Origin of the sequence: Rhodococcus sp. NJ-530 (assembly GCF_003860625.1) — a bacterium.
GTDB lineage: Bacteria > Actinomycetota > Actinomycetes > Mycobacteriales > Mycobacteriaceae > Rhodococcus_F > Rhodococcus_F qingshengii.
The window spans coordinates 4,415,676-4,441,088 of the sequence record NZ_CP034152.1; the positions used below are offsets into that span (position 1 = coordinate 4,415,676).

General features: G+C 63.4%; 20 protein-coding genes. 11 read left to right on the forward strand and 9 right to left on the reverse strand.

What is annotated here, in order from left to right; all coding sequences use genetic code 11:
• Positions 1–22: 22 nt before the first annotated feature.
• A complete protein-coding gene (locus EHW12_RS20385) occupies positions 23–670 on the reverse strand; it encodes a TetR/AcrR family transcriptional regulator (RefSeq protein ID WP_020908434.1) in 648 nt (215 codons plus the stop codon).
• 78 nt (positions 671–748) lie between these two features.
• Here EHW12_RS20385 and EHW12_RS20390 point away from each other — a divergent pair, with 78 nt between their 5' ends.
• Positions 749–2,062, forward strand: a complete 1,314-nt coding sequence (locus tag EHW12_RS20390) for a D-arabinono-1,4-lactone oxidase (RefSeq protein WP_042450351.1) — start codon at positions 749–751, stop codon at positions 2,060–2,062.
• Between the two features lie 3 nt (positions 2,063–2,065).
• Here EHW12_RS20390 and EHW12_RS20395 read toward each other — a convergent pair whose 3' ends face one another.
• The 4 genes from EHW12_RS20395 to EHW12_RS20410 all read right to left on the reverse strand — a co-directional run bounded on the left by EHW12_RS20395 (position 2,066) and on the right by EHW12_RS20410 (position 5,923).
• The gene (locus tag EHW12_RS20395) at positions 2,066–3,031 is read right to left on the reverse strand and encodes an adenosine deaminase (RefSeq protein WP_019749316.1); all 966 of its coding nucleotides are present in this window, start codon (positions 3,029–3,031) and stop codon (positions 2,066–2,068) included.
• A 7-nt stretch (positions 3,032–3,038) separates the two neighbouring features.
• Complete coding sequence (locus EHW12_RS20400; protein ID WP_042450356.1) at positions 3,039–3,800, reverse strand: crotonase/enoyl-CoA hydratase family protein; 762 nt, start codon at positions 3,798–3,800, stop codon at positions 3,039–3,041.
• A gap of 35 nt (positions 3,801–3,835) precedes the next feature.
• On the reverse strand, positions 3,836–5,029 hold the full coding sequence (locus EHW12_RS20405) for an AMP-binding protein (protein ID WP_030536925.1): 1,194 nt from the start codon (positions 5,027–5,029) through the stop codon (positions 3,836–3,838).
• Between the two features lie 93 nt (positions 5,030–5,122).
• Positions 5,123–5,923: an enoyl-CoA hydratase/isomerase family protein gene (locus EHW12_RS20410; protein ID WP_125051607.1), complete on the reverse strand. Its 801-nt coding sequence runs from the start codon at positions 5,921–5,923 to the stop codon at positions 5,123–5,125.
• On the opposite strand from EHW12_RS20410, the gene EHW12_RS20415 reads away from it, so the two are divergent.
• On the forward strand, positions 5,922–7,322 hold the full coding sequence (locus EHW12_RS20415; RefSeq protein WP_125051609.1) for an FAD-binding oxidoreductase: 1,401 nt from the start codon (positions 5,922–5,924) through the stop codon (positions 7,320–7,322). The genes EHW12_RS20410 and EHW12_RS20415 overlap by 2 nt on opposite strands.
• Here EHW12_RS20415 and EHW12_RS20420 read toward each other — a convergent pair.
• Together EHW12_RS20420 and EHW12_RS20425 are read right to left on the reverse strand one after the other, a co-directional pair.
• Entirely contained in the window at positions 7,282–8,766 is a 1,485-nt protein-coding gene (locus EHW12_RS20420; RefSeq protein WP_003945132.1) for a DHA2 family efflux MFS transporter permease subunit, read from the reverse strand. The genes EHW12_RS20415 and EHW12_RS20420 overlap by 41 nt on opposite strands.
• Positions 8,767–8,768: 2 nt before the next feature.
• Positions 8,769–9,392, reverse strand: a complete 624-nt coding sequence (locus tag EHW12_RS20425) for a PadR family transcriptional regulator (protein WP_007736146.1) — start codon at positions 9,390–9,392, stop codon at positions 8,769–8,771.
• Positions 9,393–9,518: 126 nt separating this feature from the next.
• On the opposite strand from EHW12_RS20425, the gene EHW12_RS20430 reads away from it, so the two are divergent.
• A complete protein-coding gene (locus EHW12_RS20430) occupies positions 9,519–10,208 on the forward strand; it encodes a hypothetical protein (RefSeq protein ID WP_007736143.1) in 690 nt (229 codons plus the stop codon).
• 23 nt (positions 10,209–10,231) lie between these two features.
• Positions 10,232–11,266, forward strand: coding sequence for a glutathione S-transferase C-terminal domain-containing protein (locus tag EHW12_RS20435; RefSeq protein ID WP_042450363.1), 1,035 nt, complete (start codon positions 10,232–10,234; stop codon positions 11,264–11,266).
• 11 nt (positions 11,267–11,277) lie between these two features.
• Here EHW12_RS20435 and EHW12_RS20440 read toward each other — a convergent pair whose 3' ends face one another.
• Complete coding sequence (locus EHW12_RS20440; protein WP_003945129.1) at positions 11,278–11,688, reverse strand: VOC family protein; 411 nt, start codon at positions 11,686–11,688, stop codon at positions 11,278–11,280.
• A 154-nt stretch (positions 11,689–11,842) separates the two neighbouring features.
• Here EHW12_RS20440 and EHW12_RS20445 point away from each other — a divergent pair, with 154 nt between their 5' ends.
• From EHW12_RS20445 to EHW12_RS20465, 5 genes are all read left to right on the forward strand, one after another.
• On the forward strand, positions 11,843–12,592 hold the full coding sequence (locus EHW12_RS20445) for a hypothetical protein (protein WP_003945111.1): 750 nt from the start codon (positions 11,843–11,845) through the stop codon (positions 12,590–12,592).
• Positions 12,593–12,660: 68 nt separating this feature from the next.
• Complete coding sequence (locus EHW12_RS20450) at positions 12,661–13,662, forward strand: ATP-binding cassette domain-containing protein (protein WP_081558150.1); 1,002 nt, start codon at positions 12,661–12,663, stop codon at positions 13,660–13,662.
• Positions 13,659–14,432: an ABC transporter permease gene (locus EHW12_RS20455; RefSeq protein ID WP_007736136.1), complete on the forward strand. Its 774-nt coding sequence runs from the start codon at positions 13,659–13,661 to the stop codon at positions 14,430–14,432. The genes EHW12_RS20450 and EHW12_RS20455 overlap by 4 nt, the downstream gene beginning before the upstream one ends.
• Before the next feature lie 36 nt (positions 14,433–14,468).
• Positions 14,469–18,278: an ABC transporter ATP-binding protein gene (locus EHW12_RS20460; RefSeq protein WP_125051611.1), complete on the forward strand. Its 3,810-nt coding sequence runs from the start codon at positions 14,469–14,471 to the stop codon at positions 18,276–18,278.
• 175 nt (positions 18,279–18,453) lie between these two features.
• Entirely contained in the window at positions 18,454–22,215 is a 3,762-nt protein-coding gene (locus EHW12_RS20465; protein ID WP_047268983.1) for a multifunctional oxoglutarate decarboxylase/oxoglutarate dehydrogenase thiamine pyrophosphate-binding subunit/dihydrolipoyllysine-residue succinyltransferase subunit, read from the forward strand.
• Between the two features lie 72 nt (positions 22,216–22,287).
• Here EHW12_RS20465 and EHW12_RS20470 read toward each other — a convergent pair whose 3' ends face one another.
• Positions 22,288–22,917 carry a TetR/AcrR family transcriptional regulator gene (locus EHW12_RS20470; RefSeq protein WP_007736130.1) on the reverse strand — a complete coding sequence of 210 codons (630 nt, stop codon included), beginning with the start codon at positions 22,915–22,917 and terminating at the stop codon, positions 22,288–22,290.
• Positions 22,918–22,988: 71 nt separating this feature from the next.
• On the opposite strand from EHW12_RS20470, the gene EHW12_RS20475 reads away from it, so the two are divergent.
• Both EHW12_RS20475 and EHW12_RS20480 read left to right on the forward strand, forming a co-directional pair.
• Positions 22,989–24,563, forward strand: coding sequence for an NAD(P)/FAD-dependent oxidoreductase (locus EHW12_RS20475; protein ID WP_125051612.1), 1,575 nt, complete (start codon positions 22,989–22,991; stop codon positions 24,561–24,563).
• Positions 24,560–25,390, forward strand: a complete 831-nt coding sequence (locus EHW12_RS20480) for an SDR family NAD(P)-dependent oxidoreductase (protein ID WP_007736128.1) — start codon at positions 24,560–24,562, stop codon at positions 25,388–25,390. Before EHW12_RS20475 ends, EHW12_RS20480 begins: the two co-directional genes overlap by 4 nt.
• The last annotated feature ends 23 nt before the right edge of the window (positions 25,391–25,413 follow it).

A 25,413-nucleotide genomic window follows, 5' to 3' on the forward strand; every position in this document is an offset into this window, starting at 1 on the left:
ACGTATGTCCAGGATGGCGGTTCTACTGAGGCGCGACCACGGCTTTGTTGGCGATTACCTGAACCATTTCTCCGAACTCGGCAATAGTCGCGTCGGAGTCACGATCGACCAGCCATCGCAGAACAAGGCCGTCGATCATTGCAAGACTCAGTCGCGCAATCGAACTCAACGGCTCCGTCCACACCGTGCCCGATATCTTGGCGCACTCTTCGAGAAACGACACCGCGAGCTCATCCATGATTCGGTACTGCTCAAATGCAACCGCCCCAGCACGTTCGGCTCCGAGATTGCGACTACGCAGTGCCTGCGCGGTAATTTCGTAGGTCAACAACTGGCGATCCGGGGTTGCCTCGATGGTCGGCCACATTCCGGTCAGGCCGATGTGCAGCAATTCCCTGAGCCCCTGCACGCCACTGAGATCCGGCGCATGGCGGACCTGCGCGAACGCATACTGCATCGACGCACTGAGCTGCAGAATGAGCGTTTCACCCATTGCCGCGATCAGCGCTTCCTTGCTCTCGAAGCAGTAATGAACGACGCCGAGCGATACCCCGGCCTCCTCTGCCACCGCCCTTACCGTCACAGAACTGACACCGCGCTGTTCCGCAATAGACAAGGCGGACTCGACCAATTGTGTGCGGCGTTCGTCCGCCGGGAGCCTGTTCAGCATCCAATGATCGTAGAACGCAAATGACAAAATCTTCGCGCAATACTTGCCTGGACGACCGTCCAAGTACATTATTGCGTAATGGCTTCGGACACTTGGCAGAACTGGGCGGGCACTCAAAGCGCCGCGCCGCGTCGCTTTGCGACGCCGACAAATACCCGTGAACTTTCGTCGTTGGTCGCCGAGGCCGCTTCGCGTGGCCAACGTGTGAAGGCCGTCGGCGCCGGCCACTCGTTCACCGGTGTCGCGGTCACTGACGGTGTCCTCGTCAGCCTGGACAACTTGAGCGGAATCGACTCGATCACACCGACCGACGACGGTGCGCTGGTCACTGTTTTTGCAGGCACTCGCCTTCATGCTCTCAACGACGCCTTGTGGCAACGCGGATATGCGATGGCCAATCTCGGTGACATCGACGTCCAGTCACTGGCCGGCGCGACGTCCACCGGCACACACGGCACCGGCGCACGATTCGGCGGTATCGCCACGCAGATTCGCGGAATCGAGATCGTTCTCGCCGACGGATCCGTCGTTACCGCAAGCGCCGACGAAAACGTCGAATTGTTCGAAGCGGGCCGCCTCGGGTTGGGCGCAATCGGCATCATTTCGAAGATCACTCTCGCCTGCGTTCCGCGATTCACACTTCGCGCAATCGAGGAACCCGACACGCTGTCTCACATACTGGACACCCTCGAGGGCGATCGCCTGGGCCTGGATCACTTCGAGTTCTATTGGTTCCCGCACACCGATCGTGTCCTGACGAAGAGCAATACGCGACTCCCCGGAGATACCGAACCCGATCCGGTGGGCAAGGTCCGCGCGTTCGTCGACGACGAACTCCTCTCGAACACACTCTTCGAAGGTGTCAACCGCGTTGCCACCCTGGCACCGGCCGCGATCCCGAGAATCAACAACGTGTCGTCCCGATTGCTCGGCGCCCGCGAGTTCACAGATCGCAGCTACCGGGTATTCGCGTCTTCGCGCCGGGTGAAGTTCAAGGAGATGGAATACGCGATTCCCCGCGAACACGTCACCGAGACACTTCACGAAATCGATCGCTGGATGAAGAAGTCCGGAACCAACGTCGCTTTCCCCGTCGAAGTACGTTTCGCTGCCGCCGACGACCTCTGGCTCTCCACTGCTCACGGACGCGACACCGCATACATCGCGGTACACCAGTACCACCGCCGACCCGAAACGGAGTACTTCGCCGCGGTGGAAGCCATCGCGCGCGCCGTCGACGGCCGGCCGCATTGGGGAAAAATGCACAACCGGACCGTCGACGACCTGCGTCCGACGTACGACCGACTCGACGACTTTGTCGCCGTTCGAGACAAGTACGACGCGAATCGTGTGTTCGACAACGAATACTTGCGTCAGGTGCTGGGCGACTGACGGTCAGCGCCGCAGCAGTTCCGCTTTTCGCGCATCGCTCGCAAACGAGGCTTTGATCGAGTTCCGGGCGAGGGTGTCTCGCTCGGCCTCGGTCAGACCCAGGGCTCGGCCCAGTTCGGTGAAATTGTCGTCGACGTATCCCCCGAAGTAGGCCGGGTCGTCGGAGTTGACCGTGACGATCAAACCCATCTCGAGCATCGATCGAAGCGGATGATCCGACAGCGAATCGAACACCCGCAGACGAACGTTCGACAACGGGCAGACCGTCAGTGGAATCTCCTCGTCGACCAGACGCTCGATCAGGGCAGGATCCTCGAGTGCCCGGACTCCGTGGTCGATCCGCTCGGCGCCGAGAATGTCGAGCGCCTGCCAGATGTACTCGGGCGGTCCCTCTTCACCGGCGTGAGCCACAACGTGCAAACCCTCGGCACGCGCGCGGGCGAACACGTCCTCGAACAGTGACGGCGGGTTGCCGACCTCCGCGGAGTCGAGTCCGAGCCCGACGATTGGAGCCTGCAGGCGAATTATCTCGGAGAAGATCTCCTCGGCGTCTTTGACGGGCTGATCTCGGAGGATGGCGGCGATTGCCGCGCTGCTGAGCCCGAACTCGCGCTCACTCGATGCCACCGCATCCATGATCCCGTCCAGGACCTCGGTCAGCGGAACACCACGGACCACGTGCGCCTGTGGATTGAAGAAGAACTCGGCATGCGCGACGCCGGCGGCAGCCGCGCGGCGGAAGTACGCTCGCGTCAGGTCGGCAAAATCCTCCGCGGTGCGCAGGACGGCCATGTTGGCGAAGTAGAGATCGAGGAACGACTGCAGATCGGTGAACTCGTACCTCGACTTCAGATCGTCGATATCCTTGTACGGCAAGTCCATTCGATTGCGCTCGGCAAGTCGGTAAATCTGTTCGGGTTCCAGAGAACCCTCGATGTGCATGTGCAGCTCTGCGACAGGTGTAGCCATGTCGGTGTTACCGCCCCTTCCAGACCGGGGCGCGCTTCTCGGCGAACGCCGTCGCGCCCTCGCGTGCATCTTCGGACGCGAACACCGGCGCCATGACCTGCAACTGCTTCGCGAAAGCTTCGTCGTCGGACCAACCGCCGGCCTTGACGATGATCTCCTTGGTGACCGCAACCGCGAGCGGTCCGTTGCGGGTGATGCGATCAGCCAGCTCCAGCGCGCCTTCGAGCGCCTTACCCGGCTCGGTCACCGTGTTCACGAAGCCGTAGCGGTAGGCCTCCTCGGCTGTGAAACTGTCACCGGTCAGGGCCAGTTCCAATGCCTTCTGGTACGGAATCCGCTTGGGCAGGCGCAACAATCCGCCTCCACCTGCGACCAGCCCTCGCTTGACCTCCGGGATACCGAACTTCGCTTCGGACGACGCGACCACCAGGTCGGTGGCAAGCACGAGTTCCGTGCCGCCTGCCAACGCGAAGCCCTCGACCGCCGAAATGATCGGCTTACGCGGCGGCCCTTCCGTGAATCCGAGACCGCGTCCCGGCACGAGTACGTTCTCGCCGGCCACGAATGCCTTCAGATCCATACCGGCACAGAAGTTTCCGCCGGCTCCTGTCAGCACCGCCAAGGACAGATCGTCGTCCGCATCGAGCTCTTCGACCGCAGCGGCCAATGCGTGACTGACCGCCGAGTTGATGGCGTTACGCGCCTCGGGCCGGTTGATGGTGATGATCAGTGTCCGCCCGCGCCGCTCGGTGAGAACCTCGTCCGCCATGATGTCCCTCTCGTTTGTCGACCACGCTCGCGTGACTACGCGACGTTGCGTTCGACAATACGGACGAAGCCATCGGGGTCGATCTGCGCGGTGTCGTGAGTGCAGAACCACCCCTGGGTGAACCTCGTCGAGGTCGCTTGCGGCGAGTTCCAATACCGACGCGTGACACTCGGTCCACGGCACAACAACTCGCCGAAACCACCCGGCGCATCCGGGCCGTACAACGCCACTTCCATTCCACCGAAAGCGATTCCGACGCTTCCGAGGTGGGTGGGCGCCGACTCGGTTGGCAGAATGAGACCAGCCCCACAGGTCTCGGTTTTGCCCCACCCGATCACATGCCGAGCGGCCGGGAACAGGGTCAGCAGCTTGGATTCCTGTTCGGCCGTGATCGGCGACCCGCTGCAATCGATCCACTGCACCGACCTCGAACCGGCACGCGCCGCCGGTCCAAGGGTGAGCAACCGCGGCTCGAGCAGGTCCTCGGGCCGCCCGGTCACGATGTCGACGGTATGCACACTCTCACGCCAGAAGTCGCCGGCGAGGACCACCGTTCCACCGACCACCAACGTCGCGAGCACGTGCACGAATTGCCGTACCGACTTGAAGTCATTGTCCACCAACAGATTGCGCACACCTTCGACGCCGTAATCGCGCGAGTGCAGAATGCCGACGATGGCGGAGAGCACGTTCTCGTTGCTCAACTCGACGCCCAGCATTTCGCCCGAAGAATCGGCGGTGTACGCGAGGATCGCCATCTCCTCCGGGGCGGCACCGTCGTCGATGAACGGAACACCGTGTGGGAGTTCCCCGTCGAGCACCAACACCGAGCCACTGTCCGCGATGACGAAGTCCGCCGCGTCGTCGCTCAGATGAACACCCACGGAGACTGGAACACCGCCGGCGAGAATGACGCCGAGGCACGCCTCCATCCACCTCACCCCGGCGGCGACGCGAATGGCCACACGGTCACCGATCTCGACGCCTCGCGACTTCAGCCCGCCTGCGACCCGCGACGCCTCGGCCCACAACTCCGCGAAGGTGACCTGCTCGCCGTCGACCTCCTCCACCGCGATGCGTGAGGAGAATCGATGAACGGCGATATCGAGGAGTTCGGACAGCGACGGGTCGAGTTGGCTGTACCGAAGCACCCCGTCACCCGCACGGGTGACACGGGCGTCGGCGAGGAGCTGAGTCGAACACGGGTATTCCACAAGCGTCGACCGCATCGATACCTCCACGTCACTGACAACCCACCGGCCATTCGACTATATGACGTGGATCACAGTTCGTGGAGGTCTCTGGCGATAATCGTCGCAAACTTACTTTCCGGAGTAGACCGCTTTGCCCGGTCCGACCTCGAGGAAACTGCGGACAGCGCCGCGTAGGTCATCGGTGGCGAACAGCGCACCGGACACCCCGGGAGTCACCGCATCCGCGTGGGCGATCCCGCCGGAACGCCAGGCCGCCACGATCTGCTTGGTGGCGTCGTGGGCTCGCGTGGGCCCGTCCGCCAACCGGGCCGCCAGGGCACGCGCCGCAGCATCGACATCGTCGTGAACGGCATTGACGACGCCCCACGAGTGCAGGGTTGCGGCGTCGTAGAGATCGCCGGTCATGACCAACTCCCGAGCCCGTCCGGAACCGGCGCGCTCGGCCAAACGCTGCGGTCCACCCATGGACGGCGTCAGACCGACCACTGTCTCGACCAGTCCGAACTTCGCCTTCGGCGCCGCGAGGATGATGTCGCAGGCCAAAGAGATCTCGAAGGCAGCAGTCAGCGTCAGCCCGTGCGCCGCGTAGATGACCGGGCACGGCAACGCCTCGAGCGGATGGCAGATCTGGGCGAACAGTTCGCGCCACAATTCCGCTCCCTGCTCCGGGTTCAGTCCGTCGAACACATGGACGTCGACGCCGGCCGAGTTGACCTTGCCCTCGGCGCGCAGAAGCACAGCGCGCGGTGGGTTTTCGGTCAGCGCTGCAACATCGGCGATGACGGCGTCGAACATGGCCTGATCGAACAGATTGAGTGGTCCGTGCGCGAACGTCAGGACAGCCACCTCGGCACCACCATCGGTGGTGAAGCGCTCGAGGCGGGTGGGATGCGATTCGGGAGCAGTCATGCCGCCACACTGCCACATCGAACCGGCCTACGATCGTCGGGTGGACGGTCTGAGAAATGCACTCGCGGACGTTGTGGGACACCGGTTCGTCGTCGACGACGCCGACGTATTGGCGACCCGTTCCACCGACCAGACAGGGCGCTACAGCGGGCGCGCCAGCGCTCTGGTCCGACCCGGAAATACCGCCGAAGTCTCGGCAGTGCTGAACGTGTGCCGCTCGCGCGGCGTACCGGTCACCATTCAGGGCGGGCGAACCGGTCTGGTCGCCGGGACGGTGCCCGAGCACGACGACGTCCTGCTCTCCACCGAACGCCTCCAGGCGATCGGCGAAGTCGATGTTGCCGCCGGTCGGATCACCGTCGGTGCGGGAGCGACACTCGCGCAGGTACATTCGGCGGCCGCCGCCGCCAGCCTGAAATTCGGCGTGGACATAGCTTCACGGGATACGGCGACGATCGGCGGCATGGTCTCCACCAATGCCGGTGGCCTGCACACGGTTCGATACGGGAACATGGCCGAACAGATGCTCGGACTCGAGGTGGTACTCCCCGACGGAACTCCTGTGCGCCGGTCACCGAAAGTGCTGTCGGACAACTCCGGATACAACCTGCCCGCGCTGTGGGTCGGTAGCGAAGGAACTCTAGGGGTGGTCACTTCCGTCGACCTGAAATTACGGAAGATACCGACCTACCGCGTGACGTCGCTGATCGGTTTCGACGCACTGCAAGACGTCGTCGAGGCAGGGCGAGTGTTGCGCACTCTCGACGGCGTCGACGCACTCGAGTTGTTGGACGGGCGCGGTCTCGAACTGGCCGCCCACCATTTGAACGCCGCGGTTCCGACGGGGCGACCGTGGTACCTCCTCGCCGAGGTGTCCGCGGCCCACGATCCGCTGGAAGACCTGGCCGAGCTGCTCGAACGCATCGGCCCACCGCAGACCCCGGCCGTGGCGATCGACGCCCCCGGCTCGACGCGCTTGTGGGCGGCACGCGAATGCTTCGCCGAAGTGGTCGGACTGTTCGGTCCCCCACTGAAATTCGACGCGGCGCTGCCGCTGGACTCGCTTGCCACCTTCGCCGAGGACGCCGCGGTGGTGATCGCGAGTCGTGCCCCCGAGGCAATTCCGATCCTCTTCGGACATGTCGCCGAGGGAAACATCCACCTCAACGTCCTGAACTGCCCGAACGCCGACACCGTGTACCGCAGCGTCCTCGAACTGGTTCGCGATCACGGCGGAAACGTCAGTTCCGAGCACGGGGTGGGCTCGCTCAAACGCAACTATCTGGACCTGGCCCTCTCTGCGGAGGACATAGCCACGATGTGGGCGATCAAGCGAGCCCTGGACCCGAGCGACTATCTCAATCGTGCAGTGATGTTTCCCGACGCGCTTCGGCACTGACGGCCATCGCGTCGTCGTGTGCGTCGCCGCGCAGAGGCCGAGCGAAGCACACCGAAGCGACGAAGCCGATGAGCAGCACGCCTGCGGGCAGCCAGATCGACTCCGACATCGCCGTGCTGAACGGTTCACGGACGAACTCGGGTAGGTGACCCACTCCGGCTTCGGAACTGCCGCCGGTCAGACCCTGAGCCGCCAATCGTGCGGTGATCAGTGCTCCGATCGCGGCACTGCCGAGAACCGCACCCACCTGCCGGGTGGTGTTGTAGACGCCGGCGCCGGCGCCGGCCTGCATCGGAGGCAGGTTGTGTGTGGCGGTGGCCGCGAGCGGCGACCAGATGCATGCGTTGGCGAAGCCGATCAGGCCGATCGGCAGGAGCAGTTCCCAGATCGCGACGTCGGGAGACATAACCAATGCCAGCCAGCCCAGGGCGATCGCGAACAGCAGGAAGCCGGTGCCCGCAATGTAGCGCGGATGCGTCTTGTCGACGAGCTTGCCGATGATCGGCGCAAAAATGCCGGTCAGCACGGCCATCGGAACGAGGAGGAGCGCCGACTGCGTCGGGGAGAGTCCGCGAACTGCCTGGGTGTAGAACATCAGCGGAAGGACCATCGACGTGATCGCGAAGCCCATCGCGGTGATGGCGACGTTGGCGAGCGAGAAGTTGCGGTCCTTGAAGAGTTCGAGTGGGAGCAAGGGCTCGTTCTTGTTGCGCGACTGGTAGAACACGAACACCGCGAGCAACACCACACCGGCGCCGATCAGGCTCCAGACGAATCCGTTCCAGTCGTACGAACTGCCTTCCTGGATTCCGAACACGAGCAGGAACATGCCTGCGGCGCTGAGAATCACGCCGGGGATGTCGAACTTGTGCTCGCTGGTCGGCAACGACGGAACAAGCTTCCACGCGAGGAGGAATGCGATGACACCGACCGGGACGTTGACGATGAAGATCCATTCCCAGCCGAGATTGTCGACCAACACACCACCGGCAAGCGGACCGACCAGCGTCGCAACACCGGCAACCGCGCCCCACAGGCCCATTGCGGCGCCACGCTTGTTCGGCGCGAACGTGCGTGTGATGACGGCCATCGTCTGAGGCGTCATCATTGCGGCGCCCAGACCCTGGAAAGCTCTTGCCACGATGAGCATCTCGACGCTGCCGGACAGACCACACCACAGTGAAGCGCCGGTGAACAGTACGAGGCCGATCATGTACAGGTTCTTCGGTCCGAACCTGTCACCGAGCCGGCCGGTGACGAGCAGCGGCACCGCGTACGCCAGCAGGTACGCGCTGGTGACCCAGACGACCTTGTTGATGTCGGTGCCGAGGTCCTCCATGATCGCAGGGTTGGCGACAGCGACGATGGTGCTGTCCACCAGAATCATGAAGAACCCGATACACAGCGCCCACAGCGCGTGCCAGGGATTGACCTGCTTTTCCATCTTCAGTCCTTAGGTAGTGCGGACGAGCCTGCGGAGCCGGCCAGCCGGTCGAGAAGTTCTTGTGAGAGCCAGGGCATTTCGCCGCTCTCGATGTCTGTCACCAACGCGCCGATCCACTCTCTTTCGGCGACGGTCAGTGCGTGGGCGTAGTCCGCGCCCACCGTGAAGATTCGTGGTTTTTCCGCCGCCTTCAGCGCTTCGTAGTCGGCCTCGAATTTCGCGATCGTCTTGTCGAGGTGCGCGAGACGAATTCGAAGCATCTGACACGCGGTGGACGCGGAGAGGTTGTGCATTTCGGCGAGCGCGAGCGGCAACCGCGGATACTCCCGCACCGGAACCGCCAACATCTCACGTAGTTGATGCTCGAGGGCCTCACGGCCCCGGGCGGTGATCTCGTACGTCGTCCGTTCGGGCCGGTTGCCCTCACGATCGGTCCCGATCGAAGCCAGAAGTTCCTGCTTCTCCAACCGGGAAACCGTGTGATAGAGCGATCCCGGCTTGATCTTCACCAACTGATCGCCCCGGCGAACCGAGGCCAGTTGATACATCTCGTACGGATGCATCGAACGCTCGGACAGCAGGCCCAGAACGGTGATTCCCAGAGGCGTCAGTGACACGTCACCCATGAGTCCCCCTCCCTGACAAGCCGCAATTGACTATTTCTTGACTATTCCACCTGAAATAGTCCACATGGAATATACGACCTCTGTCCATCTCGATCAACCCGTTCGAATCGGACTAGCCTGTAGCGAGTGGACGAACATCACCTCGACATCATCCGACTCGCTTGGGCACGTGAACTGGGCCTCGGCGACTCGGCACTTCGGCCGGCACACACGGCCCGCGTCGTCGGCGACGACATCCACGTTCTCGATCTGGCAGGCTCAGGTGCGATCGTCGGGCCGCAGTGGTTCATCGAGCGCACCGAGGACATCTCCGTCGACGCCCTGCTGCAACCGGCGCGTCTGCTCGAGATCGCCGGCGATCACGGCGGCAGAATCACCGGCCCCGTCGATCTCGCTTTCCTCGGCGACTACACGGACGCGCCGCCCGACGAGCAACTACTGATTTCCCACGACATCGACGATGCCCTCGCCGTCGCTGCGCTGTGCCCACCCGACGACAGCACCACAGCCGACCTCGGGAACCGGACGCGGTGGTTCACCGCCCTCACCGATTCCGCCGAGGTGCTCGGATGCGCGGCGTACTCCGAATTTCAGGGATTCGTGGCAGATCTCACGACCCTGACTGCTCCAGCGCATCGCCGTCACGGGATCGGCTGCGCAGTAACGCTTCTCGCTGCGGAGGACGCTCTCGATTCCGGATTGATCCCGCAGCTACGCACAAGTCGCGGCAGTGCGATCGGAGCGACGCTTCCACGTAAAGCCAAATTCGACGTTCTGGGGGCATACGCTCGGGTACACGTGCACCTGCCCAGTTGACACTCGAACGAGAGGGACCGCAGATGAGTACGGAAGACGGCGCGAGCGAACCGACATTCGTCGAAGAGGGTCGTGAATTCAAACGCGACACCAACTACATCCCGACCCGGATCACCGAGGACGGCCGCGACGGGTACCCCGTCGAACCCGGGCGATACCGGTTGATCGTGGCACGTGCCTGCCCGTGGGCAAACCGCGCCATCATCGTCCGCCGCCTACTCGGCCTCGAAGACGTACTGTCGATGGGCATCTGCGGTCCGGTTCACGACAAGCGAAGCTGGACTTTCGATCTCGACCCGGGCGGCGTCGATCCCGTACTGAAGATCCCGCGACTGCAGGACGCATACTTCGCCCGAGATCCCCACTACCCCAGGGGAATCACGGTGCCCGCCATGGTGGAGATCGCCACGGGCAAGGTGATCACGAACGACTACCCACAGATCACCCTCGACTTCTCGACGCAATGGAAGAAGTACCACCGCGAAGGCGCACCGGATCTGTACCCGGAGCCCTTGCGAAACGAAATCGACGAAGTGGCCGAGTACGTTTTTCGCGACGTCAACAACGGCGTCTACCGCTGCGGTTTCGCCGGTTCACAGCAGGCGTACGACGAGGCATACGACACGCTGTTCGCTCGCCTCGACTGGCTCACCGAACGTCTTGCCCGGCAACGTTTCCTGGTGGGCGACACCATCACCGAAGCCGATGTGCGCCTGTTCACCACGCTGGCGCGGTTCGATCCCGTCTATCACGGCCACTTCAAGTGCAACAGAAGCAAACTCAGCGAGATGCCGGTGCTGTGGGACTACGCGCGCGATCTGTTCCAAACCCCCGGATTCGGTGACACCATCGACTTCACACAGATCAAAGCGCACTACTACATCGTGCATTCCGAGATCAATCCCTCCGGAATCGTGCCCAAGGGACCGGAATTGACACACTGGCTCGAACCGCACGGACGCGAACAGTTGGGTGGCCGACCGTTCGGGGACGGCACACCACCTCATCCGCCCATCCCGTCGGAAGTGGTTCCGGCAGAGCACTGGGCCACCAGGTAGGTCGCGGGGGGCTACTCCCCTGCGTACGTGCCGAAACTCCAGTACACACCTTCGGGATCACGGCAGGTGAACCCCCGCGAACCGTAGTCCTCGTCGCGCAATCCCTGCGTGATCGTGGCGCCCGCCGCGACAGCGCGTTCGTGGAGTGCATCGGCGGCGTCCGCGTCGTCCACGACGATGTACACCGAACCGATTCCAGGCGGCAGGCCGGCGATCGCAGAATCGGTGCGCGGCGAACCCAACATGATGCCGCCACCGCCCGGCCAGTCGAGTTGGGCGTGGTCCACCACGTCTCCCTCTCCGTAGACGGCCTTCTCCACGAAACCGAAGGTGCTCACCAGAAAGTGGATTGCCGCACGGGCGTCGAGGTAGCGCAGCGTCGGCCAGATGGTCGTCGAACGAGATTCCGAAGTGGCGGTCATAACACTCGAACTCCTGCCTGGGAAAACTCACGAAGAAAACCGAGTCTCGTACGAGCCTATGGCCCCGGTGATCACCGCCGCCAGCGAAAACTTCACCTATTCTCGAGATACGGTCCACCTCGCTTCAGAGGAGGACAACTGTGGAGGGGCAGCAATGAGCAAGTCGACGAACAACGACAGCGGGCGTATCGAGAAGGTCCTCGTTTCCGTTCTCGACAACGGAAGCCGCCTGCAAGCGCCCGCAGTGGCCAAATACGTCAACCATGTCCGTAAGGCCCACCCCGACGAGTCACCTGCTCAGATCGTCGAGCGGATGGAGAAGATGTTCATTCTCGCCGTGACCGGAAGCGGCAGTGCCGTCGGCGCCACCGCCGCCGTGCCGGGCGTCGGAACGGTCGCGTCCATCGCTGCCGTCGGTGCGGAATCGGCTTTCTTCCTCGAGGCGTCAGCGCTGCTGACGTTGGCAATTGCGTCAGTGCATGGAATCTCCGTACAGGATCACCAGCAACGACGTGCCCTGGTCCTGGCAGTCGCCCTCGGCGAATCCGGTATGGAGATCGTGCAGAAGGCCACCGGAATCACAGCCAAGAATTGGGGAACGGCAATCACGAGCAAGATTCCCGGACCCACGATGAGGGGAATGAACAGCACCCTCGTGCGGAAATTCGTGACCAAGTACGCCGCGAAGCGCAGCGCACTGATCCTCGGCAAGCTCGTTCCGGCCGGAATCGGTGCGGTCATCGGCGGTGCGGGCAACCGTGCAATCGGCAAGGGCGTCGTCAAGAATGCGCGCGAAGCCTTCGGACCGGCACCGGCCAGGTGGACCGACCACCTGATCGTGATGCCTGCCGACGATGCCGCAGTGCTTCCCCAGACGGAGACACGCCGGGCCATCCGCAGATAGCTGTCCGGGCCGTAGGCTCGCATCACGTATTCGCCGCCGACCCGGGAGCAGCATTGACGAACACCGCAATGGGATCCTTCTCTGCCCCCATCGAGATTCGTGGGTTGACGAAGACGTTCAAGGCGGCGCGCGCGGTCAACGACCTGAGCTTCGACGTTCAGGCGGGCTCGATCACCGGGTTTCTCGGTCCGAACGGTTCGGGCAAGACGACCACGTTGCGGATGCTCCTCGGACTGGTGTCACCGACGTCGGGATCGGCCACGATCAACGGCACCCCGATGCGTTTGCTGCCCAACCCGGCTCGGACCGTCGGCGCAGTACTCGACGTCGGCAGTCTCCATCCGAAACGAACGGCGCTCGGACACCTCGAGATCTACGCGGCCGCTATCGGCATGCCGACTCAGCGCGCGGCGCAGGTGCTGGACATGGTCGGTCTGAGATCGGTCGGAGTCCACAAGACCGGCACCTTCTCGCTCGGAATGCGCCAACGCCTGATCCTTGCCACCGCGATGCTCGGTGATCCCGAGATCCTCGTGCTCGACGAACCCGCGAACGGACTCGACCCCGAGGGCATGGCGTGGCTTCGTCAGTTCCTGCAGACCTTCGCCGGTTCCGGCCGAACGGTTCTGATCTCGAGTCACGCGCTTCGTGAAGTGGAAGCGACCGTCGACAGCGTGGTCATCGTCAGCGCCGGCTCACTCGTCTACCAAGGGACCATGGACGAACTTCGCCGCTCGCAGCGCAGTCGACTGCTCGTCTCGTGTTCCAACCCAGCGCTCCTCGCCACGGCATTGGCCGCTCGCGGAATCATCGACGCCCAGATCACGCAGGACGGACGGCTCGCCGTGGGCGGCACCGACACGTCGGTGCTCCCACCGGTGGCATCCGCCGCCGGTGTCACGATCTTCGGCGTCGCAACCGAAGGCGCAGATCTCGAGCAACTGTTCCTCGCGATGACAACACCGCAGTACGCGGTTCCCCAGGTCGGATACCACCGCCCACCCGGTCCCGGTTCCGGACCGGGCTATTACGGCCCTGCCGCATACGGACCTACCGGAGGACACCGATGACCACGCTCGTGCGCGCGGAGACACTCAAAGTTCTCACCCTGCGCTACTGGTGGGCACTGGCCATCGCACCGGTCGTCGTGGCCGTGCTGATTGCTGCCTCCACCAGGACGTTCGTCGAAGCCGTGGCCGATTCGGCAGACACCACCTTCGACGTCGATGTCGTGTCCACCGGCGTCAGCCTCGGTGTCTCCAACACGCTTGTCCTGGTGTTCGCGGCTGTCTTCGGAGCACTCACCGCCGGATCCGAATTCGGCTACAAAACTCTCACCACGACGTTCCTCACAGCTCGCGGCCGTGACGGAGTTCTCGGCGCAAAACTTGCCGTCGTCGCGGTATTCGCCGTCGGCTACGCGTTGGCGGTCGAAGTAGTCAGCATCGGCGCGATGTTGCTCTTCGGCCGGGACTTCAGCTTCACCACCGATCTCTTCGCCATCTGCGCCGCAGGCATTCTGGCGTGCGCTCTGTGGGCACTGCTCGGCGCCGGGGTGGCACTGCTCACCGGTTCGTCGATGGCCGGTGCCCTCTCGGTCATCCTGTGGTTCGTCTTCGGTGAATGGATCGTCCGCGCAGTGCTGCTCGCGATGGATCTCGGCGGGGTCGGGGCCGCGCTTCCGGTGTCGGCCACGATCGGCACGATCATCAATGCGGCCCCGTCGATCGACGTCGACGCGTTTGCGTCCTGGCCGAGCGGCCCGATGATGCTGGCAGCTTGGGTGGTTCTGTTCTGCGGGCTCGGTTGGCTGCGGACCAGGACCCGCGACATCACCTGAAAAGGCTGTCTGGGGCCGGGTCTACCGTGGATCTCGATGAACACGATCAACACGGACAGTCCGGTAGCTGGAGAGGTCGATCGAGCTCCGGGCTGGATCCGCCGCTTGGCGCACGCATGCTGGTTGCACCGAAGAGTTGCCATCGGCGCGCTTCTGGTGACCGTCATCGCTTCGGCGATCGACATCTCGTTTCCTCTTCTGACCCGCTATGCGCTCGACGCCGCAAGCCAGGAGAACCCAGGCAAGGTGATCGGGTTCGTCGCGCTGGCGATCGCGCTGCTCGCGGTCGTGCGCTTCGCGTGCCAGTACGGCCGACGGATGCTTGCCGGCCGACTCTCGCTCGATGTTCAACACGACTTGCGGCTCGCCCTGCTCGGCTCGCTGCAACGCCTCGACGGACGCGGGCAGGATCAGATCCGCACAGGCCAGGTGGTATCCCGGTCCATCACCGATCTACAACTCGTCCAGGGTTTGCTCGCGATGGTGCCCATGTCCGCGGGTGCGCTCCTGCAATTCGTGCTCGCGATCGGCATCATGGCGTGGCTCTCGCCGCTGTTGACTCTCGTCGCTGTCGCCGTCATCCCCGCAGTCGGGCTGGTGGTGTTCCTGATGCGACCGATGCTCTTCGCCGCAACATGGTCCGCGCAGCAGCGGGCCGCCGACCTCGCCCAACATGTCGAGGAAACCGTCACGGGCGTGCGCGTCGTCAAGGGATTCGGGCAGGAACAACGAGCCGTCGACCAACTCGAAAAGCACAGCCGCACGCTGTATTCGGAGCGTCTTCGCGCCGCGTGGTTGAACGCGAAATTCGCGCCGACCATGGCCGCCTTGCCCCAGCTGGGGCAGGTGGGAGTGATCGCCCTCGGCGGGTATCTCGCACTGCACGACAAGATCACCGTGGGAACGTTTCTCGCGTTCGCCACCTACATCGTGACGATGACCGGCGTCACCCGAACTCTGTCGTCGGTCATCGTCATGGCGCAGCTTGCGCGCGCCGCTGTCGAGCGTGTCTACGACGTCATCAACGCTCAGCCGGACATCGCCGATCCTGACCATCCGGTGGACCTGCCCGACGGTCCGCTCGGCGTCACTTTCGAAGACGTCGCATTCGGGTTCGACACCGAACGCGACGTCCTGACCGGGCTGAACCTCCGCATAGAACCGGGCGAGACCGTCGCCGTCGTGGGGCCGGCCGCGTCGGGCAAGACCGCGTTGTCCTTGCTTCTCCCCCGGTTCTACGCCCCGACTTCGGGTGTAGTCACCGTCGATACCGCGGGCGAGACGTTCCCCATCGGCGAACTGCGCAGTGAGCAGCTTCGTGCCGCCGTCAGCCTGGTCTTCGACGAACCTTTCCTGTTCTCGGACACCATTGCCGCCAACATCGCACTGGGTCGCGAGGACGCCTCCGACGAGGACATCCGCGACGCAGCAGCACTGGCACAGGCAGATTCGTTCATCGAGGCACTCCCGGACGGATACGACACCGTTGTCGGTGAACGAGGTCTGACGCTGTCGGGCGGCCAGCGTCAGCGCATCGCACTTGCCAGGGCACTGCTCGTCGACCCACGGATCCTGGTCCTCGACGACGCGACCTCCGCAGTCGATGCGGCTACCGAAGCCGCGATCTTCGACGCGTTCCGGGCCAGACGGCGCCAGACCACGCTCATCCTCGCGCACCGGCGATCCACCTTGACGCTGGCAGATCGCGTCGCGGTTCTCGACGGCGGACGGATCATCGACTCCGGAACCGTGGACGAGCTGGAAGCGCGATGTCCGCTCTTTCGCGCCCTGTTCTCCTCGCCGCCGGAACTATCCGCCGAAATCGACGAGGCCGGCCCTGACGCTTTCGGACATCAACGCCGCGAGCCCACAACCGAGCAGCTGTGGCCGCAGGCTCCGGAATCCGAAGCCGACAGCACTACCGCTTCGGCGCAGAGTGCCGGCGGACCGATGGCCGGAGCGCTCAGCGGAATCGCGGTGACTCCGTCTCTGCGGGCAGCAGTCGACGCTCTCCCACCCGCACGCGAAGACCCCGGAATTGCTCCTGAGAGCCTGCGCGAATCGAATCCACAGTTCTCACTCCGACAGATCTTGAGGCCGGTCCGCTGGGTTCTACTGGCGGTTGTCGTGTGCCTTGCCCTGGACTCCGCCGCGGCGATCGCATTTCCCTCCCTCGTCAGATATGCGATCGACCACGGAGTCGTGACCGCAGACAGCACCACACTCTGGATCGCGACGGCATTCGGCGCGCTCCTGGTCGCAGCGGACTGGGTCATCGTGGCGGTCATGACGGTGCTCACGGCCCGAGCCGGTGAACGCGTGTTGTTCGGGCTCCGCGTACGCAGCTATGCACACCTGCAGCGCCTGGGTCTGGACTACTACGAACGGGAATTGTCCGGCCGCATCATGACGCGTATGACCACCGACGTCGACGCGCTCTCGTCGTTCATCCAAACCGGTATGTCGACGGCGATCGTGAGCGTCCTGACCGTCGGCGGAATTTCGATCGCCCTCCTGGCGACCGACGTGACGCTCGGCCTGGTGGCGCTGGCCGTCATCCCACCGCTCGTGGTTGCGACCGTGATCTTCCGCAAGATCTCCTCGGTTGCCTACAGCCAGTCCCGCGAACGGATCTCGCTCGTCAATGCCGACTTCCAGGAGAACATCGCCGGTCTGCGAGCAGCTCAGGCCTACCGCCGCGAAGAAGGTGCGGCGCGTAGGTTCGCAGAACGCTCCGAGAGCTACCGCCAATCGCGGATGCGGTCGCAGCGAGCCATTTCGATCTACTTCCCTTTCATTTCGTTCCTGTCCGACCTCGCGTTGGCCGCGGTCGTGTTCGTCGGTGCGCACCAGATCGCCAACGGATCGACTTCGCCCGGCGTACTGATCGCTTTCGTGCTCTACCTCGGTCTGCTGTTCGGACCGATTCAGCAACTCTCACAAGTGTTCGATGGTTACCAACAGGCAAACGTCGGATTGCAACGAATCGGCGACCTGCTGCGCACTCGCAGTTCGATCGAGACTGCCGACAGCGAGGATTTGATCGCGATCTCCGGACGACTCGACGGCGCCGTCCATCTCGACGGGGTCGGGTTCCGGTACTCGGGTGCGGACGTCGACGCCCTCTCCGATTTCGATCTGCAAATCCCGCCGGGCACGACCGTCGCTCTGGTCGGCCGAACCGGTGCCGGGAAGTCGACGGTCGTGAAGTTGCTCGCCCGCTTCTACGACCCGACGTCCGGATCGGTCGACGTGGACGGAACCGACATCCGGAACTTCCACCTCTCGCAGTACCGACGTCGCCTCGGCGTGGTCCCACAAGAAGCCCATCTGTTCACCGGCACGGTCGCCGACAACATCGCGTACGGCAGGCCGTCGGCGTCGCACGCGGAGATCGAGGAAGCGGCACGTTCCGTCGGCGCACTGAATTCGATAGCCGACATGCGTGGAGGCATGAATCATCCCGTCGGCGAGCGCGGCCAGGGGCTCTCGGCGGGCCAACGCCAACTGATCGCATTGGCCCGTGCCGAACTCGTCGACCCGGACCTTCTGCTCCTCGACGAGGCGACCGCGACGCTCGATCCCGCGACCGAACGAATGGTGCTCGAAGCAAGTCGGTCGGTCACCCGGAAACGGACTTCCGTCGTCGTAGCTCACCGCCTCGCGACAGCTGCCCGAGCGGACCTCGTTGTCGTAGTTGACCGGGGACGTATCGTTGAATACGGCCCGCACGATGTTCTGCGGTATGCCGGTGGTCACTACTCGGGACTCTGGGATGCATCGCAGGCGCGTGAGGGGAATAATCTGACGTCGAGAACTGTCATCGAAGGCAACCCCGTCGCGTGACAGTCGGCACGGATTTGTACCGCCGAGAGGTAGTGCGCGATCGCAAGATCACGGACTTCCGTGAGACAGCTCACAAATTGTGTGCCGCACAATTGCTCGTCACACGCTCGGGCTAATCTCATGTATATAGGCGCTCTGATCGGGTACCGAAATAGAAACGAGGCGAACACCTGCCGTGAGCAGCAGTTCTACATCCCAATTCGGACAGAACCAGTGGCTGGTTGACGAGATGTACCAACGCTTCCAGGACGATCCGTCGTCCGTGGATCCCAGTTGGCACGAATTCTTGACCGATTACTCGCCGGACTCGGCGAACACGGGAGGTGGAAACGGGACTGCCTCGAACGGCAACGCGGCTGCACCCGCCGCTGTTGTAGCTCCGCCTGCTGCTCCCAAGGCCACGCCTCCCGCCCCCAAGACCGCACCTCCTGCGCCGGCTGCCAAGGCTGCCGCTCCGGCCCCCGCGAAGACGGCAGCGCCCGCCGCCAAGGCCGCCCCGGCCCAGCCCGCAGCAGCCAAGCCCGCGGCCGCTACTGCGAAGCCCGCCCCTGCCGGCGGAGCCGAGGAAACCAAGGTTCTCCGCGGCGCCGCAGCCGCAGTCGTCAAGAACATGTCGCTCTCGCTCGAGATCCCGACTGCAACCAGCGTGCGTGCCATCCCCGCGAAGCTGATGTTCGACAACCGCATCGTCATCAACAACCACCTCGCGCGTACCCGCGGCGGCAAGATCTCGTTCACCCACCTCTTGGGTTACGCGATCGTCCAGGCAGTCAACGCGTTCCCCAACATGAACCGGCACTTCGCCGAAATCGACGGCAAGCCGAACGCGGTCACGCCCGAGCACACCAATCTCGGACTCGCGATCGACCTTCCCGGAAAGGACGGCAACCGCTCACTGGTAGTTGCCGCCATCCGGAACACCGAGTCGATGAACTTCGTCCAGTTCCACGCGGCATACGAGGACATCGTCCGACGCGCCCGTGAAGGCAAGCTCACCGGCGAAGACTTCACCGGCGTCACCATTTCGCTGACCAACCCGGGCGGTATCGGCACGGTTCACTCCGTTCCTCGCCTGATGAAGGGCCAGGGCGCCATCATCGGTGCCGGCGCGATGGAATACCCCGCCGAGTTCCAGGGCGCCAGCGACGAGAAGCTGGCCGAGATGGGCGTCGGCAAGTTGATGACTCTCACCTCGACCTACGATCACCGCATCATCCAGGGTGCCGAGTCGGGCGATTTCCTGCGCACGATCCACAACCTGCTGATCAGCGACGAGTTCTACGACGAGATCTTCCACGCGCTCGGCAACCCGTACGAGCCGGTGCGGTGGCGCAAGGACGTGCCGGAAGGCGCTGTCGACAAGAACACCCGCGTTCTCGAACTGATCGCTGCATACCGTGACCGCGGCCACCTCATGGCCGACACGGACCCGTTGCAGTTCGTCAAGGACAAGTTCCACAGCCACCCCGACCTCGACGTCATCAGCCACGGCCTGACGCTGTGGGATCTGGACCGTGAGTTCAAGGTCGGCGGCTTCCACGGTCAAGAGAAGATGAAGCTGCGCGACGTGTTGAGCGTGCTGCGCGACGCGTACTGCCGCCACGTCGGCGTCGAGTACACGCACATCCTCGAGACGGATCAGCGTCAGTGGATCCAGGACCGCGTCGAGGGCCATCACGCCAAGCCTTCGGTCGCTCAGCAGAAGTACATCCTGAGCAAGCTCAACGCCGCCGAGGCCTTCGAGACGTTCCTGCAGACCAAGTACGTCGGCCAGAAGCGCTTCTCGCTCGAAGGCGCCGAAGCCGTCATCCCGATGATGGACGCCGTGATCGACCAGGCCGCCGAGCACCAGCTCGACGAGGTCGTCATCGGCATGCCGCACCGTGGCCGTCTCAACGTGCTTGCCAACATCGTCGGCAAGCCGTACTCCAAGATCTTCACGGAGTTCGAGGGCAACATGAACCCGGCAGCCGCTCACGGCTCCGGCGACGTGAAGTACCACTTGGGTGCCAGCGGAACGTACATCCAGATGTTCGGTGACAACGACATCGCTGTCTCCTTGACCGCAAACCCATCGCACCTCGAGGCCGTCGACCCGGTTCTCGAAGGCCTGGTCCGCGCCAAGCAGGACATCCTCGACAAGGGTGAAGAAGGCTTCACCGTCCTGCCGCTCATGCTGCACGGTGACGCTGCATTCGCCGGTCAGGGCGTTGTCGCCGAGACGCTCAACCTCTCGCTGCTTCGCGGTTACCGCACCGGTGGCACCGTGCACATCGTCGTGAACAACCAGGTCGGCTTCACCACCGCTCCGGAACATTCACGCTCGTCCGAGTACTGCACCGACGTCGCGAAGATGATCGCCGCACCGGTCTTCCACGTCAACGGCGACGACCCCGAGGCTTGCGTCTGGGTTGCTCAGCTGGCCGTCGACTTCCGTGAGAAGTTCGGCAAGGACGTTGTCATCGACCTCATCTGCTACCGCCGTCGCGGTCACAACGAGGGCGACGACCCGTCGATGACCCAGCCGGCCATGTACGACGTCATCGACACCAAGCGCAGCGTTCGTAAGAGCTACACCGAGTCCCTCATCGGCCGCGGTGACATCTCGCTCAAGGAAGCCGAAGACGCACTTCGCGACTACCAGGGCCAGCTCGAACGGGTCTTCAACGAGGTCCGTGAACTCGAGAAGTTCCAGCCCGAACCGTCCGAGTCCGTCGAACTCGACCAGACTCCCCCGGCTCGCCTGACCACGGCTGTCGCTCCCGAGGTCCTCGAGCGCATCGGTGATGCGTTCGTCAACGTCCCCGACGGCTTCACCGTTCACCCGCGCGTCAAGCCGGTTGCCGAGAAGCGCCGCGAGATGGCCCGTGAGGGACATGTCGACTGGGCGTTCGCAGAATTGCTTGCGTTCGGCTCGTTGGCCGAGCAGGGTGCCTTGATCCGCCTCGCGGGTCAGGACTCCAAGCGAGGAACGTTCACGCAGCGTCACTCGGTCCTCATCGACCGCAAGACCGGCAACGAGTACAGCCCGATCGCCAAGATCGCTGCCGACGCCGAAAACGGCGGCAAGTTCATGGTCTACGACTCCGCACTCACCGAGTACGCAGGTCTGGGCTTCGAGTACGGCTACTCGGTCGGTAACCCCGACGCTCTGGTCCTGTGGGAAGCGCAGTTCGGTGACTTCGTCAACGGCGCGCAGACCATCATCGACGAGTTCATCTCTTCGGGTGAGGCCAAGTGGGGTCAGCTCTCCGACGTCGTGCTGCTCCTGCCGCACGGTCACGAGGGTCAGGGTCCGGACCACACCTCCGGTCGCATCGAGCGTTTCCTTCAGCTGTGTGCAGAAGGCTCGATGACCGTTGCGGTTCCGTCGACTCCGGCCAGCTACTTCCACCTGCTGCGTCGCCATCACCTCGACGGCATCCGCCGTCCGCTGGTGGTTTTCACGCCCAAGTCGATGCTGCGTAACAAGGCTGCCGTCAGCAACGTCGAGGACTTCACGACGGGCAAGTTCCGTTCGGTCTTCGAGGAGCCGGCATACGAGAGCGGCGAAAGCGCACGCGAATCGGTCAAGCGGGTTCTGCTGGTCAGCGGCAAGCTGTACTGGGAACTCCTGGCGAAGAAGCACAAGGACGAGCGTGACGACATCGCCATCGTGCGCATGGAGCAGCTCTACCCCGTGCCGAAGCGTCGCCTCAAGGAGACCCTGGACCGTTACCCGAATGCGGATCAGTTCCGTTGGGTCCAGGAAGAGCCCGCAAACCAGGGTGCGTGGCCGTTCCTCGGGCTGGCTCTGCCGGACCTTCTGCCGGAGACCTTGACCGGTATCAAGCGCATCTCGCGTCGTCCGATGTCCGCTCCCTCTTCGGGATCGAGCAAGGTCCACGCGGTGGAGCAGCAGGAGATCTTGGACGAGGCGTTCCTGCCGACCAACTGATCTCAGTAATTTGACAAGGGCCGGGCCCCACATTCCGCAAGGAGTGTGGGGCCCGGCCTTTCTGCGTTCACGTCAATTCGATTGCAGCAGACCCAGATCCGGCCCGGCATCGAAGCCGACGGCCGCCAGTGCCAACGCGGGCAACGACTGAACCGTCAGGTCGATCAGTTCCTCGCGGGTGATGGCGGGCGCTCGGAGCCAACTGATGGTGGCTTCCTCGACGAACGCGATCCAACCGCGAACGGCCAACTCCACCTGAGGTGTTCGAGTCAGGCCGATCTTCGGGAGCTGATCGAGGGTTCTCTTGGCCATGATGTCGCGAGTCTGCTCGAACACCTCACGCATCTGCGGATCCCCGCTGGCGGTCCCCCGGAGCAGCGAGACGTAGGTATTGCGGTTCTCGGTCACGTAGTCGACGTACGACGCCAGCACCGAGCGGAGGGTGAGCATCGGATCGTCCGACTCGCTCGGCTCGGTGCGCTGGAGCATCTGTTCACTGCTGTGTCGGACGATCGCCAGATGGAACTCGCTTTTCGACGCGAAGTAGTGGAACAGAAGCCCCCGCGAGACACCAGCCTGATCGGCGATGTCCTCGACGGAAATCTGTTCGAGCGGCCGTTCGGCCAGCATCCGCGCCCCGAGGTCGATGAGTTGCGCTCGGCGTTGCGCAGGGTCGAGCCGCGTTCGCTTTACTGCGTCCATGCCCAATAGACTACTGAATATTCGTCAATAAGCTATTGACCGTGACTCAATAAAGGCATATCGTTCCCTACATGAGTCTTCCAGTTACAGATACCTCAGCACCTGCCGCGGATACTCGCCACGTCGGCACACTGATCATCGGCAGTGGTTTCGCCGGTCTCGGTGCGGCGATCAAACTGGCACAGGCCGGCATCACCGACTACGTCGTTCTCGAGCGCGGCAACGACGTCGGCGGGACCTGGCGTGACAACAGCTACCCGGGCGCCGCGTGTGACGTGCCGTCGCATTTGTACTCGTACTCTTTTGCACTCAATCCGGAGTGGACGCGCTCCTTCTCCACTCAGCCCGAGATCTACAAGTACATCCAGTCGGTGGCCAACCGCCACAAGGTGCTCGACAAGCACATCTTCGACTGCGACGTTCTCTCCGCACGCTGGGACGAGGCGTCTGCTCGGTGGCACGTCAGCACCAACAAGGGCGAATTCGTCGCAAAGATCGTCGTCTCGGCCGTCGGCGCATTGTGTGAGCCTTCACTTCCGGACATCAAGGGCATCGACGGCTTCAAGGGCGAGATCTTCCACTCCTCGCGTTGGAACCACGACGCCGATCTGACCGGCAAGCGTGTGGCCGTCATCGGAACCGGCGCCTCGGCCATCCAGATCGTGCCGGCCATCGGCAAGAAGGTCTCGCATCTCGACGTGTACCAGCGCACGGCGCCGTGGATCCTGCCCCGCGCAGACCGCGAGTACACCAAGATCGAGCACCTCGCGTTCAAGTACCTCCCCGGCTTCCAGAAGTTGTGCCGCACCGGTATCTACTGGATGCGAGAGACGCAGGTCGTCGGCCTGGCCAAGGCGCCGGTCTTCATGAAGCCGTTGCAGTTCGCCGCCGAGCGTCACCTGAAGGCCCAGATCAAGGACAAGGATCTTCGCAAGAAGGTCATGCCCAACTTCCAGATCGGCTGCAAGCGCATGCTGATCTCGAACAACTACTTCCCCACCCTCGCCCAGGACAATGTCGACCTGGTGACCGAAGGCATCGAGGAGGTCACCGCCAACGGGATCGTCTCGAAGACCGGCACCACCCGTGAGATCGATGCCATCGTCGTGGCGACCGGATTCCACGTCACCGACTCCCCCACCTTCGCGGGAATCTTCGGCAAGGACGGACGCTCGCTCGCCGAGGTCTTCGAAGAGACCGGCATGCAGGGATACAAGGGCGCGGCAGTTGCCAACTTCCCCAACATGTTCTTCCTCGTCGGACCCAACACCGGCCTCGGACATTCGTCGATGGTCTTCATGATCGAGTCGCAGATCAACTACCTGGTCGACGCGATCACCACCATCGACAAGTACGACATCGGCACCATCGAGGTGCGCAAGGACAAGCAGGACAAGTACAACAAGGACCTGCAGGCAGCTATGTCCAAGAGCGTGTGGAACAACGGCGGTTGCGCCAGCTGGTACATGGACAAGCACGGAAACAACACCACCCTGTGGCCTGGCTTCACCTTCCAGTTCCGCAACGCCACCAAGCATTTCGACCTCGCGGCATACCGCAGCGTCGCCACCTCGGATCTCGGCGCCGTCGGCACCGCGACCACTTCACAGATCGACCTCGACGACGAGAAGGCAGTAGCACAATGAGTGATTTTGCAGGCAAGGTCGTAGTCATCACCGGAGCGGGATCGGGCATCGGTCGCGCACTAGCACTGAACCTGGCCGGCCAGGGCGCCAAGTTGGCAATCTCCGACGTGGACACCATCGGGCTCGCCGAGACAACGCGTCTGGTGGAAGCCATCGGCGCCGAGGTGAAGTCGGACCATCTCGACGTCACCCAGCGCGAAGCGGTTCTCGAGTACGCCGACGCGGTTGTCGCCCATTTCGGCAAGGTCAACCAGATCTACAACAACGCCGGAATCGCCTACCACGGCACTTTCGAGAAGTCCGAATTCAAGGACTTCGAACGTGTCATGGACGTCGACTTCTGGGGAGTTGTCAACGGCACCAAGGCATTCCTCCCCCACGTCATCGCATCCGGCGACGGGCACATCGTAAACGTGTCGAGCCTCTTCGGTCTGCTGTCGATGCCGGGTCAGAGCGCATACAACTCGGCCAAGTTCGCCGTTCGCGGTTTCACCGAGTCGCTTCGCCAGGAAATGCTGATCGCCAAGCACCCGGTGAAGGTGACCTGTGTGCACCCGGGCGGAATCAAGACCGCCATCGCACGCAACGCCACCGCAGGCCCGGGTGAAGATCTTGCGGTCTTCTCCGAGTTCTTCGACCGCAAGCTCGCGCGCACCACACCGGAAGACGCCGCCAAGACGATCGTCAACGGTGTTCGGAAGAGCAAGCCGCGAGTTCTCATCGGGATGGACGCAATCGCACTCGACGCCTGGGTTCGCCTCGTAGGATCGGGCTACCAGCGCATCGTCGCGATCGTCGCCGGCCGAATGATGCCCAAGTCCAGCTGAGTTCGTTTCACAGCGCAGTTCGC

Coding starts and splice junctions, on each gene's coding strand:
- EHW12_RS20385 (WP_020908434.1), bottom strand. CDS start 670: ATGCTGAACAGGCTCCCGGCGGACGAACGCCGCACACAATTGGTCGAG.
- EHW12_RS20390 (WP_042450351.1), top strand. CDS start 749: ATGGCTTCGGACACTTGGCAGAACTGGGCGGGCACTCAAAGCGCCGCG.
- EHW12_RS20395 (WP_019749316.1), bottom strand. CDS start 3,031: ATGGCTACACCTGTCGCAGAGCTGCACATGCACATCGAGGGTTCTCTG.
- EHW12_RS20400 (WP_042450356.1), bottom strand. CDS start 3,800: ATGGCGGACGAGGTTCTCACCGAGCGGCGCGGGCGGACACTGATCATC.
- EHW12_RS20405 (WP_030536925.1), bottom strand. CDS start 5,029: ATGCGGTCGACGCTTGTGGAATACCCGTGTTCGACTCAGCTCCTCGCC.
- EHW12_RS20415 (WP_125051609.1), top strand. CDS start 5,922: ATGCCGCCACACTGCCACATCGAACCGGCCTACGATCGTCGGGTGGAC.
- EHW12_RS20410 (WP_125051607.1), bottom strand. CDS start 5,923: ATGACTGCTCCCGAATCGCATCCCACCCGCCTCGAGCGCTTCACCACC.
- EHW12_RS20420 (WP_003945132.1), bottom strand. CDS start 8,766: ATGGAAAAGCAGGTCAATCCCTGGCACGCGCTGTGGGCGCTGTGTATC.
- EHW12_RS20425 (WP_007736146.1), bottom strand. CDS start 9,392: ATGGGTGACGTGTCACTGACGCCTCTGGGAATCACCGTTCTGGGCCTG.
- EHW12_RS20435 (WP_042450363.1), top strand. CDS start 10,232: ATGAGTACGGAAGACGGCGCGAGCGAACCGACATTCGTCGAAGAGGGT.
- EHW12_RS20440 (WP_003945129.1), bottom strand. CDS start 11,688: ATGACCGCCACTTCGGAATCTCGTTCGACGACCATCTGGCCGACGCTG.
- EHW12_RS20445 (WP_003945111.1), top strand. CDS start 11,843: ATGAGCAAGTCGACGAACAACGACAGCGGGCGTATCGAGAAGGTCCTC.
- EHW12_RS20450 (WP_081558150.1), top strand. CDS start 12,661: ATGGGATCCTTCTCTGCCCCCATCGAGATTCGTGGGTTGACGAAGACG.
- EHW12_RS20455 (WP_007736136.1), top strand. CDS start 13,659: ATGACCACGCTCGTGCGCGCGGAGACACTCAAAGTTCTCACCCTGCGC.
- EHW12_RS20460 (WP_125051611.1), top strand. CDS start 14,469: ATGAACACGATCAACACGGACAGTCCGGTAGCTGGAGAGGTCGATCGA.
- EHW12_RS20470 (WP_007736130.1), bottom strand. CDS start 22,917: ATGGACGCAGTAAAGCGAACGCGGCTCGACCCTGCGCAACGCCGAGCG.
- EHW12_RS20475 (WP_125051612.1), top strand. CDS start 22,989: ATGAGTCTTCCAGTTACAGATACCTCAGCACCTGCCGCGGATACTCGC.
- EHW12_RS20480 (WP_007736128.1), top strand. CDS start 24,560: ATGAGTGATTTTGCAGGCAAGGTCGTAGTCATCACCGGAGCGGGATCG.